Raw genomic sequence first — 13536 nt, forward strand, 5'->3', positions numbered from 1 at the left:
ATCCACCTATCGACGGAAGGCCGATGGGCTGCATTCCGTGCTGACAAACTCCCGTCACAAAGGATGATAGGCGGAACGACCCGCGGTCGTTAATATGAGATTCGCGATTGGCTTAGAGCGGTCGCGACAGAAAGGTTGGACAATGGCCAAAACTTCCAGGTCCCCCGCCGACGGCGTCTTCGCGGTCCTCCCGCTGCGCGACATCGTCGTCTTCCCGCACATGATTGTGCCGCTGTTCGTGGGCCGCGAAAAATCCATCAAGGCCCTTGAAGAGGTGATGGGGCAGGAAAAGCAGATCCTGCTCGCAACCCAGAAGAATGCCGCCGACGACGATCCGGAGCCGGACGCCATCTATGACGTCGGCACGCTCGCCAACGTGCTTCAACTGCTGAAGCTGCCGGACGGCACCGTCAAGGTGCTGGTCGAGGGTGCTGCGCGTGCGCGCATCTCGGAATTCACCGATCGCGGCGATTTCCATGAGGCCCGCGCGACCATGCTCAACGAGCCGGGCGAGGAGGAAGTCGAGATCGAGGCGCTGGCGCGCTCGGTGGTCTCCGACTTCGAGAACTACGTCAAGCTGAACAAGAAGATCTCGCCCGAGGTGGTGGGGGCCGCGAGCCAGATCGAGGATTACTCGAAGCTGGCCGATACGGTCGCATCGCATCTCGCCATCAAGATCCCCGAGAAGCAGGAAATGCTCGCCACGCTCTCCGTCAAGGAGCGGCTGGAGAAGGCGATGGGCTTCATGGAAGCCGAAATCTCCGTCCTGCAGGTGGAGAAGCGCATCCGCTCGCGCGTCAAGCGCCAGATGGAGAAGACCCAGCGCGAATACTACCTCAACGAGCAGATGAAGGCGATCCAGAAGGAGCTCGGCGAGGGCGAGGATGGCCGCGACGAGGCCGCCGAGATCGAGGCGCGCATCAAGAAGACGAAGCTCTCCAAGGAGGCCCGCGAGAAGGCGGAAGCCGAGTTGAAGAAGCTGCGTTCGATGTCGCCGATGTCGGCGGAATCGACGGTGGTGCGCAACTACCTCGACTGGCTCTTGTCGATCCCGTGGGGTCGCAACTCCAAGGTCAAGCAGGACCTGAACTTCGCCCAGGAAGTGCTCGATGCCGATCACTTCGGCCTCGACAAGGTCAAGGAGCGCATCGTCGAGTACCTCGCCGTGCAAAGCCGCCAGAAGAAGCTGAAGGGGCCGATCCTGTGCCTCGTCGGCCCTCCTGGCGTCGGCAAGACCTCGCTCGGCAAGTCGATCGCCAAGGCGACGGGGCGCGAGTTCGTGCGCATGGCGCTCGGCGGCGTGCGCGACGAGGCCGAGATCCGCGGCCACCGGCGCACCTATATCGGCTCGATGCCCGGCAAGGTCATCCAGTCGATGAAGAAGGCCAAGAAGTCCAATCCGCTCTTCCTACTCGACGAGATCGACAAGATGGGCCAGGACTTCCGCGGCGATCCGTCTTCGGCCCTGCTCGAGGTCCTCGACCCCGAACAGAACGCGACGTTCATGGACCATTACCTGGAGGTCGAATACGACCTGTCCTCGGTGATGTTCGTGACGACGGCGAACACGCTGAACATCCCTGCGCCCCTGATGGACCGCATGGAGATCATCCGTATCGCCGGCTACACCGAGGACGAGAAGGTCGAGATCGCCAAGCGGCACCTGATGCCGAAGGTGGTGCGCGACCACGCGCTGCAGCCGAAGGAGTTCTCGGTTTCGGAGGACGCCATCCGCGGCATCATCCAGACCTACACGCGCGAAGCGGGCGTCCGTTCGCTCGAGCGTGAGCTGATGAAGCTCGGCCGCAAGGCGGTGACGGAAATCCTGAAGACCAAGAAGAAGGCGGTGAAGATCACCCAGGACAACCTGGCCGATTATCTCGGCGTGCAGCGCTACCGCTTCGGCATGGCCGAGACGGACGACCAGGTCGGTGTCGTCACCGGGCTTGCCTGGACCGAGGTCGGCGGCGAACTGCTGACGATCGAGGGCGTCATGATGCCCGGCAAGGGCAAGATGACGGTGACCGGCAACCTGCGCGACGTGATGAAGGAATCGATCTCGGCGGCGGCCTCCTATGTCCGCTCCCGCGCCATCGATTTCGGCATCGAGCCGCCGCTCTTCGACAAGCGCGACATCCACGTGCATCTGCCCGAGGGTGCCACGCCGAAGGACGGTCCGTCCGCAGGTGCCGCAATGGCCACGGCCATCGTTTCGGTGCTGACCGGCATTCCGGTGAAGGCCGACGTGGCGATGACCGGCGAGATCACGCTTCGCGGCCGCATCCTGCCGATCGGCGGCTTGAAGGAAAAGCTGCTGGCGGCACTGCGCGGCGGCATCAAGAAGGTGCTGATCCCGGAAGACAACGCCAAGGACCTGGCGGAGATTCCGGACAACGTGAAGAACGGCATGGAAATCATCCCGGTCTCGCGGGTCGGAGAAGTGCTGCAGCACGCGCTGGTGCGGGTGCCGGAGCCGATCGAATGGGTGGAGCCGGCCACGACGCCCGCTCCGGTCGATGCGGCCGAGGACGCCGGCAAGTCGCTCGCTCATTGAGTGTTTTGCGATGCTGCATTGCAACAAATGGAAAGCCGGGCTTCGCGCCCGGCTTTTTCATGTGAAAAAGCCCGGATTTCCGGGCTTTTTTCGCCTTCCGGCCAGCATTTCCGCTTGGTTGTCGGACCGCTTCTCCATAAAGTCCGGGCCCAGCCGGATGAGTCGACGTGTTCCGGCATTCTCATGGAAGGGAAACCTTATGAACAAGAACGAACTGGTGTCCGCCGTCGCCGATGCGGCCAAGATTTCCAAGGGTGACGCTCAGTCGGCGGTCGATGCGGTGTTTTCCGTCATCACCGGCGAGTTGAAGAAGGGTGGCGATGTCCGGCTGGTCGGCTTCGGCAATTTCAGCGTCTCGAAGCGTGCGGCTTCGACCGGCCGCAATCCCCAGACCGGCGCCGAGGTGAAGATCCCCGCGCGCACCGTGCCGAAGTTCTCGGCCGGCAAGGGCCTCAAGGACGCGGTCAACTAATATCGCCTTCCTTCGGTTCCATGCAGGAAGCCGGGCATTGCCCGGCTTTTTGTTTGCCGGGGCACGCGAAAGGGCGGGGCGGGAGGAGGTCACTCAGGCTGGAGCAGGCCGCGCCTGCGGCCCGGGCTTTCGCCCGCCCCGTCGGAAGCGTGAGCGAAGCGAACTGCCGTGAGATCAGGTAAAGAACCGGAACGAGGCCGCGACCGCGGCCCGGGCTTTCGCCCGCCCCGTCGGAGGCGTGAGCGAAGCGAACTGCCGTGAGATATAAAATGGTGGGCGATGACGGGCTCGAACCGCCGACCCTCTCGGTGTAAACGAGATGCTCTACCAACTGAGCTAATCGCCCGCGGGCCGGAGCTTTAAGCGGTTGATCTCCGCTTCGCAAGGCCAAATGCGGTGTATCCCTTGCGTGACGCCGCTGCCGCAGCGGTCGCACTCGCTTCTTTTCCGGGCGTGTCGGCCGGGTGAAAGGCGGATGCCGCGATGGGCGCGGAACGGCGTCGTGGAAAAAAGCTTCGGCCGGTGAGAATAGCGCCAAAGGTGCGCTTGACACCCAGCGGTGAACCCCTTATCCACCGCGCAACGACGCACCGGACGTGTCCTGTGCGCCGCAAGCGCGGGTGTAGCTCAGTCGGTTAGAGTGCCGGCCTGTCACGCCGGAGGTCGCGGGTTCGAGCCCCGTCACTCGCGCCATTCTTTCAAAGGCTTAGCGCAAGCCGCATCCCGTCAATTCAGACTTTTTCGTCGGCAGGTATCAAAGTTCCTGAAGCCGGTTCGTGTCGATGTCGGCGACCGGCGGTGCGTTCTGCAAGTCGTGCCGACCGCAGACGAAATCAGAGGTACTTCTGCACCTTCTTGCCGACGGCGAGGAAGCGCAGCGGATTGACCGCCTCGCCGTTGTGGCGCACCTCGTAGTGCAGGTGCGGGCCGGTGGAGCGGCCGCTGGAGCCTGTCTCCCCGACCTCGTCGCCGGCCTTGAGCTTCTGCCCGACCGCCACCAGGATCTTGCTGAGATGCCCGTAGCGTGTGGCGAAGCCGTTGCCGTGGTCGATCTCGACCATGCGGCCGTAGCCGCCGGCCCAGCCGGCGCGCGTCACCACGCCCGCCGCCGTCGTGCGCGCCGGCATGCCCCTTGGGGCGCGAAAGTCCATGCCCGAATGCAGCGCTGCCGTGCCGAGGATCGGATCGGTGCGCACGCCGAACGGGCTGGTCACCACATGGCCCGGGGCCGGATTGGCCAGCGGCAGGCGCCGCGCTTCGGACTTGAGGTGGTCCAGCGCATCCAGCGCCTCGTCCAGTTCCTTGACCTTGCTGTCGAAGATCGCGGCCTTGTCGAGCGGGATCAGCGGCCCGCCGACGTCGCTCTCGTCCTTGCCGAAGTTGCTGTCCACCGGCAGGCCGGCGCTGGCGAGCGCGTCCTTGATGGCGTCGGCGTTCTCGTAGGCGGTGTCGGCCAGCCGGCTTATGCGATCCAGCTGCTCGTTCTCGATGCTGCGCAGCGACTGGTTGATGGCGACGAAGAGTTTGTCGGCCCGGTCGGCCGAGGAATCGTCGGCCTTGATGTCGGTGCGGGTCGACCACAACGAGAACGGTTTTGTGTCGGCCGGGCCGAGGCTGGCCAGCGAGACGGTGGCGGCCCCACCATCGGCGGGAGCGCCGATCTCGGCGCGCACGTCCGGCTTCTGCTGCAGGGCCGGAGCCGCATCGGGTAGTTTGGCGCCGACTTCCTTCTCGGCCCGTTCGATCACCGAATCCAGCCGTCCATGGCGCTGGCTGAGCTGCGTCTGGCGCTCCAGCAGCTCGCTGACTTTCGTTTCCATCAGCTGTTGGTCGAGCAATTGGCGGCTGGTGATGCGGTCGACCTGCGAGCGCAGCGCCGAGATGCGATCCTCATAGGCCTGCTGCATGCGTGCCTGGCGTGCGGTGGCCGCGCCGATCAGGTCGTCGCGCAGCACGAGATAGCTGGTAGCCAGCAGGTAGCCGATGGCGATGGCGGCGAAGGCCGAGCCGATGATGGCCGCCATCCACGGACGCACCGTGAAGTGACGGATCTCGTCGCCATGGGCGATGATGACGGTATGCGGTTCCTTGCGCTTGCCGAAGACTGCGGACTGACCGGTTGCGTTCACGGGAGCAGGCTCTTGTTGCTATGCCGACGACGAGCCCGATTTAAACATTGTTAGGGTTAACAAAGCTTTTCCGCATGGCCGTCGAAGGTGATGTGCCCGCGTCGGTCCCGCCGGCTCAGGAGGGCAGGGTTCTCACCGCTTCCAGCACGGCTTCCGCGTGGCCCTTCACCCGCACCTTTCGCCAGACCTGGGCGATGCGGCCGTCCTTCCCGATCAGGAAGGTTGTGCGTTCGACGCCCATGTAGCGGCGGCCGTACATCTGCTTTTCGACCCACAGGCCGTAGGCTTCGATGACTTTTCGCTCCTCGTCGGCCACCAGATCGACGCCGAGGCCGTGCTTGGCCTTGAATTTGTCATGTTTCTTGGTGCTGTCGGGGGAGAGTCCGATGACCGCAGCACCTGCCTTCTCGAATTCCGGCCTGAGCCGCGAGAAGTCGATCGCTTCGGCGGTGCAGCTTGTCGTGTCGTCCTGCGGATAGAAGTAGAGGACGACGGGCCTGCCGCGGAAGCCGGAAAGCCGCAGCGAGCCACCGCCGTCGCGCGGAAGATCGAAATCGGGCGCCATGTCGCCCACGTCGAGATCAGCCATGCCGGGAGCCTTGTTCGAGGTTACGGGACTTTAAGGTTACGGGGCATGGCGCCACCGATATAGTGTCGAACGGGGATTCGTCCACGATCGAGTTCGCAAAACGGAAGATTGCGTGGATCAGGAGCTGCCACGGCACGAAAAGATCAGGTTCCGGCGCCATGAGATAACCGACCTCGGCGCCATGCCGTCGGCATGCATGGTGCCGCCGCTCGGGCAGGCGGCGATAGGCCGTGGGTTCCGCATCCTGGCCAGGATCGCCTTCGGCGCGGTCATGCTGGCCGTCGTCGTGGCGCTCGCCGTCTACGTTATCGGCGCCTCAGGCATCGGCTCCGAGCGATTGCGCGCGACGGCCGAGAAAGCCATCGAGGACCTTGCCGGCATCGACGTGAACATGGCGCTGGGGCCTGCGCGCATCACGCTGGACGGCTCCAGTTTCTTGGCGCTCGAGGTCGGTGACGTCAGCCTGAAGACGGCCGATGGGAAGCCGATGGTCGATGCCGCTTCCATGCGCTTCGGTGTCCGCTTCCTTCCCCTGCTGTCGGGCGAGGTGAGGCTGACCAGCGCGCGCATAGCCGACGCGCACATCTCGCTCGGTGCCATGCCGGCCGGCGACGGCGACTGGGCCGCGCATTTGCGCAATGCCGACGGATTGCTCGATCCCGACAAGGTGTCGGCCGCCGTGTTCGACGCGGTGCGCGAAGCGCTCGGTGCCGTTCGCCGGGACTCCTTGCGCGAAATCGGATTGACCGACGTCGAGTTCGCCCTGCCGGCCGGGACGGGCGTGCAGACCGTCCATGTCGCCTCCGCTATCGTCTCCCAGAGCGGGCCGGGCAAGATGAACGTCGTCGCCGAAGCGGCCGTCGACGGCCGTGCGCTTGCCCTCAAGGCCGCCGCCATGCGCGATCCGGCCACGTCCCATATCGACGACCTGAGCCTGGACGTCACCTTGGCGCCGCTGGCGTCTGCAGGCCGCGCGGACGACCAGGGGCTATCCGGGGGCAGGCTGGGCGAGCTTGCCCTGCACCTGACCGGTTCAGAAGGCAGCGATGACGCCGATTCCCGTCTGGCGGCCTCGCTGTCGCTTTCCGACGGCGCGCTGGATCTGGGCAAGCACGGCGTGATCGACGGCGACATCTCCCTCGACGGCAGCCTGATATCGGGCACCAACAAGATCTCGATCGACCGTTTGCTGGTGAAGACGGGACGCTCGACATACAACTTCGTTGGCTCGATCGGACCTAAGCCGAGGGATGCCGCGACCGGCGGGGAAGAGCCGTCCTACCGCTACGATTTCACCAGCGACGGCTCGACTTTGGCGCCGGAGGATTCGCCTGAACCGGCGCTCGCTTTCCTTGCCCGCGTCGCCGGCGAGTATCGGACCGAAAGCCGCAAGCTGGTCGCTGACACCATCGCGCTGCGCTCCGGCCCGGTCGGCGAAGTGCGTGGCGATGCGGCCGTCGCCTTCGTCGCCGGCGAGGCGCCCGGCGTGTCGCTGAATCTCAGCGTGCACGACATGCCGGTCTCGCACGTCAAGCAGCTCTGGCCATGGTTCTCCGCCCATGGCGCCCGCACCTGGGTGCTGCAGAACCTGTTCGGCGGCCGGGTGGTCGACGGCAACGTGCAGTATCACGTCGCGCCGGGCCGCGCCGGCAACGGCGTGCCGCTCGGACCCGACGAAGTGTTCGGCCGGTTCCGCATCGACGGCTCCCGCTTCGACACCGCCGGAACGATCCCGCCCGTGCGCGATGCCGTCGGCGCGGTCGAGTTCCACGGCAACAGCGTCGACATCACGCTGGATTCGGGCAGCGTCTACATGCCGAGCGGTCGCGTCGTCGCCGCGTCCAACGGCATCCTCAAGGTGCGCAACGCCAACGAGCCGCCTGTCGTCGGCGCGCTCGACATCGACGTCGAGGGTGATGCGCCGGCCATCGCCGAACTCGCCTCCTACGAGCCGATCAACGCCATGCGCCATGTTGGCATGGTCCCGGAGGACCTGTCCGGCACGGTCAAGGGCAACGTCAAGGCCGATATCCCCCTGCAGCACGGCGTCGACACCAGCAAGCTCGGCTTCCTGGTTTCGCTCACCTATCAGGACCTGGCGCTGGCCAAGCCCGTCGACGGCCAGATGGTGACGGAAGCCGATGGCACCATCGTCGTCGATCCCGACAAGGCGCTGGTCGAGGCCGACGCGAAGCTGAACGGCATCCCGGCTGAGATCGACATCACCGAGCCGCTGGAAGACAACGGCCCGCCGCGCAGCCGCAAGGTCCTGCTGGTGATCGACGACAAGACCCGCAACGCCGTCATGCCGGGCCTTTCCACGCTGCTTTCCGGCACGGTGAAGGTCGCGCTGGACAAGAACGACGACGGCAGCCAGGCCGTCTCGGCCGACCTGACGGCCGCCAAACTGATGATTCCCTGGGCCGGCTGGAGCAAGGGCGCCTCGGTGCCGGCCGACGTGACCTTCACCATGAAGGACACCGGCGCCACCACCACGCTGTCGGACTTCGATCTGTCCGGCAAATCCTTCCAGTTGGACGGCAAGGTCGTGCTTAGCGGCGGTCACCTCGTCTCGGCCGATTTCGACCGCGTGCGGCTCAACCGCGGCGACGACGTCGCCGTTTCGGTCAAGCATTCGGCCAAGGGCTATGCCGTCAGCATCGACGGCGATGCGCTGGACGCACGTCCGCTGATCAAGCAGTTCATGTCCGACAGCGGCACCGCGAGCACCGGCGCCGGCTCGGACCCCATTACCGTGAGCGCCAATGTCGGTTCGCTGACCGGCTTCCACGACGAGAAGCTGTCCAACCTGACGCTGAGCTACAGCACCGCCGCCGGTAAGGCGGCCGGCCTGCAGGCGAATGCGACGACGAGCGCGGGGGCCGCGTTCACCGTCAGCGATACGGGCGGGCAGGGCCGGTCGCTGTCGATGAAGTCGGCCGATGCGGGCGCGGTGCTGCGTTTCCTCGACATCTATGAGCACATGCAGGGCGGGGCGATCGCGCTGGCCTTGTCCGGCAGCGGCAAGGGACCGTTGACGGGAACGATCGACGCCCGCGATTTCCTCGTCGTGAATGAGCCGAAGCTCGCTTCCATCGTGTCGACCAGGCCGGCTAACGATACCCGCAGCCTCAACCAGGCCGTCAAGGGCAATATCGATACCTCGCGCGTCAGCTTCGAGCGTGGCTATTCGGAGGTCGAGAAGGGCGCCGGCTACCTGAAGCTGAAGAACGGCCTGCTGCGCGGGCCGACCATCGGCACGACCTTCCAGGGCACGCTCTACGACCAGAACAACGATATGGACATGACCGGCACCTTCATGCCGATCTATGGCCTGAACCGCATTTTCGGCGAATTGCCGCTGGTCGGCGCGCTGCTTGGCAATGGCCGCGACCGCGGCCTGATCGGCGTCACCTTCCGGCTGCGCGGCAACGCCAACAAGCCGGTGCTCGACGTCAACCCGCTCTCCGTCATCGCCCCCGGCATCTTCCGGTCGATCTTCGAGTTTAGGTGAGGGGCCAGGCTTCCTTCTCCCCGTTTACGGGGAGAAGGTGTCACGAAGTGACGGATGAGGGGCGGCGTAAACCTTCGCGAGGCAGGCGCCGCCCCTCACCTGCCTGCCGGCATCCTCTCCCCGTGAAGGGGGAGAGGAGAGCAACTCCTACACCGCCCTGACAAGAATGTGTTTTTTCTTGCCCAATGAGAGCTTTAGCGCGCCTTCCGGACTCAAGTCCCGAAGCGTCACAGCGCGCCGGTCGTCCGAAACCGGCTCGTCGTTGAGCCGCACCGCGCCGCCCTGCACATGCCGGCGCGCCTCGCCGTTCGAGCCGGCGAGCCCCGCCTTCACGAACAGCGCAAGGATGCCGATGCCGGCCTCCAGTTCGGCACGCGGCACCTCGACCGAAGGCAGGCTGTCGGCGGTCACGCCGTCCTCGAAGGTCTTGCGCGCCGTCTCCGCCGCCTGCTCGGCCGCCGCGCGGCCGTGCAGCATGGCGGTGATCTCGGTCGCCAGCACCTTCTTGGCCTCGTTGATCTCGGCGCCGCCGAGCGCCGCCAGCCGCGCCACCTCGGGGAGCGGCAGCGTCGTGTAGAGTTTCAGAAAGCGGCCGACGTCGGCGTCCTCGGTGTTGCGCCAGTACTGCCAGAAATCGTAGGCCGACAGCATGTCCGGGTTGAGCCAGATCGCGCCGCTGAGCGACTTGCCCATCTTGGCGCCGGAGGCGGTGGTGAGCAGCGGCGAGGTCAGCGCGAAAAGCTGCGGCGTGCCCATGCGGTGGCCGAGGTCTATGCCGTTGACGATGTTGCCCCACTGGTCCGAGCCACCCATCTGCAAGCGGCAGTCGGTGCGCTTGTTCAGTTCGACGAAGTCGTAGGCCTGCAGGATCATGTAGTTGAATTCGAGGAAGGACAGCGATTGCTCGCGCTCCAGCCGCATCTTCACGCTGTCGAAGGAGAGCATGCGGTTGACCGAGAAGTGACGGCCGACGTCGCGCAGGAACTCCAGGTAGTTGATTGACGTCAGCCAGTCGGCGTTGTTGATCATCAGGGCGTCCTTTGGCCCGTCGCCATAGGTCAGGTAGTTGGAGAAGACTCGTCTGATGCCGGCGATGTTGGCCGCGATGGTCTCGACGGTCATCAGTTGCCGCGCCTCGTCCTTGAAGGACGGGTCGCCGACCATGCCGGTTCCGCCGCCCATCAGCGAGATCGGCCGGTGGCCGGTCTGCTGCAGCCAGTGCAGCATCATGATCTGGATCAGGCCGCCGGCGTGCAGGCTGGGCGCCGTCGGGTCGAAACCGATATAGGCCGTCACGGTTTCCCTGGCGAGGAGGTCGTCGAGGCCGCTTTCATCCGAAATCTGGTGGATGAAGCCGCGCTCGGACAGGATGCGCAGGAAATCGGACTTGAAGGCGGGCATGGCTTCTACTTTCGGGACGGAACGGCCGCATGCGGCGGTGACAGCAACGATTGCGCGCGTTTAGCATCCTGCGGCAAGGAATCACAAGAACGGTGGAAAGATGAGCGAACTCTGCGCCATCGGCCTGATGAGCGGCACATCCATGGACGGCATCGATCTCGCCGTGCTGCGCACCGACGGCGAAAACGCGGTCGAGCGTGGCCCGTCCTTCTTCGTTCCCTACGAGGCGGCCTTCCGCCGCCGCATCGAGGCAGGGCTGGAGGATGCCAAACGGATCGGGAAAAGGGACGAACGGCCGGGCGACCTGGCAACCCTTGAGCGCGACCTGACGTTGCGCCATGCCGAAGCGGTCGCCGCGTTCCGGGCGAAGCTGCGGGACGATCCCCGCTGGAACGAACCGGACCTGATCGGGTTCCACGGCCAGACGGTGCTGCATCGCCCCCATATCGGCCTGACGGTGCAACTGGGCGACGGGCCGCTGCTGGCCGAAAAGACCGACCTGCGGGTGGTCTACGACATGCGAGCCAACGACATGGTTCACGGCGGGCAGGGGGCACCGCTGGTGCCAGCCTATCATGCGGCGCTGGCGCGCGCGTTGCCGGCGGTGGCGTCGTTTCCGGTGGTATTCGTCAACATCGGCGGCATCTCCAACATCACCTTCGTACCGGAAAAGGGCGATCCCGTCGCCTTCGACACCGGTCCCGGCAACGCGCTGATCGACCAGTGGGTGCAGCGCGAGGGCGGCGTGCCCTTCGACGCCGGCGGGGCGATCGCCAGCGAAGGCGGCGTGGCGCGCCCGGTGGTGGAGCGCTATCTGGAAAAATCGTTCTTCAAGCTGTCGGGGCCGAAATCGCTCGACCGCAACGATTTCACGCTGGCAGAGGCCGAAGGCCTGGCGCTGGCCGACGGCGCGCGCACGCTGGCCGCCGTCTCCGCCGAGGCGATCCTGCAATCGGCAAAACATCTGCCGTGGCCGCCGAAACTGTGGATCGTCTGCGGCGGCGGCCGCAAGAACCCGCATATCGTCGGCGATTTGCGGGAAGGCGCCGCGCGGCTGGGCGCCGAGGTGATGCTGGCCGAGGATGCCGGACTGGACGGCGACGCCACAGAGGCGGAAGCCTGGGCCTATCTGGCGGTCAGGGCGCTGAAAGGCCGGCCGCTGACCTTCCCGGCCACGACCGGATGCCGGGAGGCGGTCAGCGGCGGGGTGATTGCGAGGGCGGATTAGGGAGATGCGCGCCTGTCGAGGTCCAGGGCAGGGTTAAACCGCTCGCCCTACACCCCTTCCAACCCGCCGAACCTCCGCACCAGTCCCGCCATCTCCTGCGCCGCCGCATTGTCCTGCTCGGCCTCCAGCCCGGCCACCACGCCGGCGCGGTCTGCGACTGGCCGGTTCTGGCTGACCTTCCACTTGCCGTCGATGGCCGTGATGTCGATCTCGATGCCGACGATGCCCTTGATCTGCGAGGCGATGAAGGCGTCCGGCGCATCGGAGACCGCCCATGGCTCGGCGCGGCCGCTCTCGTGGCGCGTGGTCAGCGCGTGGATCTGTCCGGCCAGCCAGTCAGCGTCCTCGATGACGCGCGCCGTGCCGCGCACCTGCACCATGGCGTAGTTCCACGTCGGAACCACCTTGCCGGTCTCGCGCTTGGTCTCGTACCAGGACGGTGTGATGTAGGTGTTGACACCCTGGAACACGACCAGCACCGGCAGCGCCGGATTGTCCGCGATCTGGCGCCAGTGCGGATTGGCGCGGGCGACATGGGCGTTGAGCCGCCCGTGCGGGCCGGCATCGGCGTCGAGCAGGAACGGCACCGGATCGGCCATCGGTCCGTCCGGCGCAGCCGAGATCATCAGTCCGAGCGGATGGGCGCGGATCAGCGTATGCAGGATGTCGGGGCGCGTCTCGCGGAAAAGCGGCGGCTGGTACAAGTAAGCCTCCAGTGCAGGCCTTCAAAGGAAGGCCTGCACCATAGTCTCTACTGTGCCAATTTCTTGAGCCAGATGGCTCCCGCCGCTATCCTAGCGCAGCCGCTTCGGTCGCGGGTCGGCCAGTTCGCCGTTGAGTCGCCGGTCGAGATAGTCGGCGCATTCCTCCAGCAGCAGCGCCGAATCGTTCGAGAAGAAGTGGTTGGCGCCAGGAATGGTCTTCTGCGTGATGGTGATGCCCTTTTGCGTGTGCAGCTTGTCCACCAGCCCCTGCACGTCCTTGGCCGGCGCCACCTTGTCGGCGTCGCCGTGGATGATGAGGCCGGACGACGGGCACGGTGCCAGGAAGGAGAAATCGTAGATGTTGGGTTGCGGCGAGATCGAGATGAAGCCTTCTATCTCCGGCCGGCGCATCAGAAGCTGCATGCCGATCCACGAGCCGAACGAATAGCCGGCCACCCAGCAGCTTTTGGAATCGGGGTGCAGTGACTGCACCCAGTCGAGCGCGGCTGCGGCGTCCGACAGTTCGCCGGTACCGTGGTCGAATTCGCCCTGGCTGCGGCCGATGCCGCGGAAATTGAAGCGCAGCGTGGTGAAATTGCGCTTCTGGAACATGTAGAAGAGGTCGTAGACTATTCTGTTGTTCATCGTCCCGCCGAACTGCGGGTGCGGATGCAGGACGATGGCGATGGGCGCGCTCTTTTCCGTCGAAGGCTGGTAGCGGCCTTCCAGGCGTCCGGCCGGTCCGGCGAAAATGACCTCTGGCATCGAATACTCCACTTGGCATACACTGGCGGCGGCGCCTTCAACAATTCCGCCCCTGGACAATTCCGATCTGCGTCAGATCGGTTCTTGACGCAGGGCCAGCGCCTTCTTAGAAGCTAGTTTAGAATTGTTCAAAACTTTGGTGGACTGTCCACCAGTGCCGCGAACGCGTAGATAGGACGG

9 protein-coding genes and 2 tRNA genes are annotated in these 13536 nt (G+C 65.3%); 5 read left to right on the forward strand and 6 right to left on the reverse strand.

The window, feature by feature from the left end; all coding sequences use genetic code 11:
• Positions 1-142: 142 nt before the first annotated feature.
• Together lon and hupB are read left to right on the forward strand one after the other, a co-directional pair.
• On the forward strand, positions 143-2554 hold the full coding sequence (gene lon, locus FGU64_RS00565) for an endopeptidase La (protein ID WP_139950473.1): 2412 nt from the start codon (positions 143-145) through the stop codon (positions 2552-2554).
• Between the two features lie 199 nt (positions 2555-2753).
• The gene (gene hupB, locus FGU64_RS00570) at positions 2754-3026 is read left to right on the forward strand and encodes a DNA-binding protein HupB (protein ID WP_136358200.1); all 273 of its coding nucleotides are present in this window, start codon (positions 2754-2756) and stop codon (positions 3024-3026) included.
• 270 nt (positions 3027-3296) lie between these two features.
• Here hupB and FGU64_RS00575 read toward each other — a convergent pair.
• A tRNA-Val gene (locus FGU64_RS00575) sits at positions 3297-3372 on the reverse strand.
• 270 nt (positions 3373-3642) lie between these two features.
• Here FGU64_RS00575 and FGU64_RS00580 point away from each other — a divergent pair.
• Positions 3643-3719: transfer RNA gene (locus tag FGU64_RS00580), tRNA-Asp, on the forward strand.
• A gap of 140 nt (positions 3720-3859) precedes the next feature.
• On the opposite strand, the gene FGU64_RS00585 is transcribed toward FGU64_RS00580, so the two are convergent.
• A complete protein-coding gene (locus tag FGU64_RS00585; protein WP_139950474.1) occupies positions 3860-5155 on the reverse strand; it encodes a M23 family metallopeptidase in 1296 nt (431 codons plus the stop codon).
• A gap of 115 nt (positions 5156-5270) precedes the next feature.
• Complete coding sequence (locus tag FGU64_RS00590) at positions 5271-5744, reverse strand: peroxiredoxin (protein ID WP_139950475.1); 474 nt, start codon at positions 5742-5744, stop codon at positions 5271-5273.
• Between the two features lie 112 nt (positions 5745-5856).
• On the opposite strand from FGU64_RS00590, the gene FGU64_RS00595 reads away from it, so the two are divergent.
• A complete protein-coding gene (locus FGU64_RS00595) occupies positions 5857-9258 on the forward strand; it encodes a DUF3971 domain-containing protein (RefSeq protein WP_139950476.1) in 3402 nt (1133 codons plus the stop codon).
• A gap of 147 nt (positions 9259-9405) precedes the next feature.
• Here the strand turns inward: FGU64_RS00595 and tyrS are convergent, their stop codons facing one another.
• Positions 9406-10659 carry a tyrosine--tRNA ligase gene (gene tyrS / locus FGU64_RS00600; RefSeq protein WP_139950477.1) on the reverse strand — a complete coding sequence of 418 codons (1254 nt, stop codon included), beginning with the start codon at positions 10657-10659 and terminating at the stop codon, positions 9406-9408.
• Between the two features lie 100 nt (positions 10660-10759).
• Between tyrS and FGU64_RS00605 the strand changes: the two genes are divergently transcribed.
• On the forward strand, positions 10760-11887 hold the full coding sequence (locus tag FGU64_RS00605) for an anhydro-N-acetylmuramic acid kinase (protein ID WP_139950478.1): 1128 nt from the start codon (positions 10760-10762) through the stop codon (positions 11885-11887).
• A 47-nt stretch (positions 11888-11934) separates the two neighbouring features.
• On the opposite strand, the gene FGU64_RS00610 is transcribed toward FGU64_RS00605, so the two are convergent.
• Both FGU64_RS00610 and FGU64_RS00615 read right to left on the reverse strand, forming a co-directional pair.
• Entirely contained in the window at positions 11935-12591 is a 657-nt protein-coding gene (locus FGU64_RS00610) for an FMN-binding negative transcriptional regulator (RefSeq protein ID WP_139950479.1), read from the reverse strand.
• Positions 12592-12681: 90 nt separating this feature from the next.
• Positions 12682-13356 (reverse strand): alpha/beta hydrolase, encoded by a 675-nt coding sequence (locus FGU64_RS00615; RefSeq protein WP_139950480.1) that lies wholly within the window; start codon positions 13354-13356, stop codon positions 12682-12684.
• Positions 13357-13536 lie beyond the last annotated feature (180 nt).

Origin of the sequence: Mesorhizobium sp. 8, assembly GCF_006351905.1 — a bacterium.
Classification (GTDB): Bacteria; Pseudomonadota; Alphaproteobacteria; order Rhizobiales; family Rhizobiaceae; genus Mesorhizobium; species Mesorhizobium composti.

Coding starts and splice junctions, on each gene's coding strand:
- lon (WP_139950473.1), top strand. CDS start 143: ATGGCCAAAACTTCCAGGTCCCCCGCCGACGGCGTCTTCGCGGTCCTC.
- hupB (WP_136358200.1), top strand. CDS start 2,754: ATGAACAAGAACGAACTGGTGTCCGCCGTCGCCGATGCGGCCAAGATT.
- FGU64_RS00590 (WP_139950475.1), bottom strand. CDS start 5,744: ATGGCTGATCTCGACGTGGGCGACATGGCGCCCGATTTCGATCTTCCG.
- tyrS (WP_139950477.1), bottom strand. CDS start 10,659: ATGCCCGCCTTCAAGTCCGATTTCCTGCGCATCCTGTCCGAGCGCGGC.
- FGU64_RS00605 (WP_139950478.1), top strand. CDS start 10,760: ATGAGCGAACTCTGCGCCATCGGCCTGATGAGCGGCACATCCATGGAC.
- FGU64_RS00615 (WP_139950480.1), bottom strand. CDS start 13,356: ATGCCAGAGGTCATTTTCGCCGGACCGGCCGGACGCCTGGAAGGCCGC.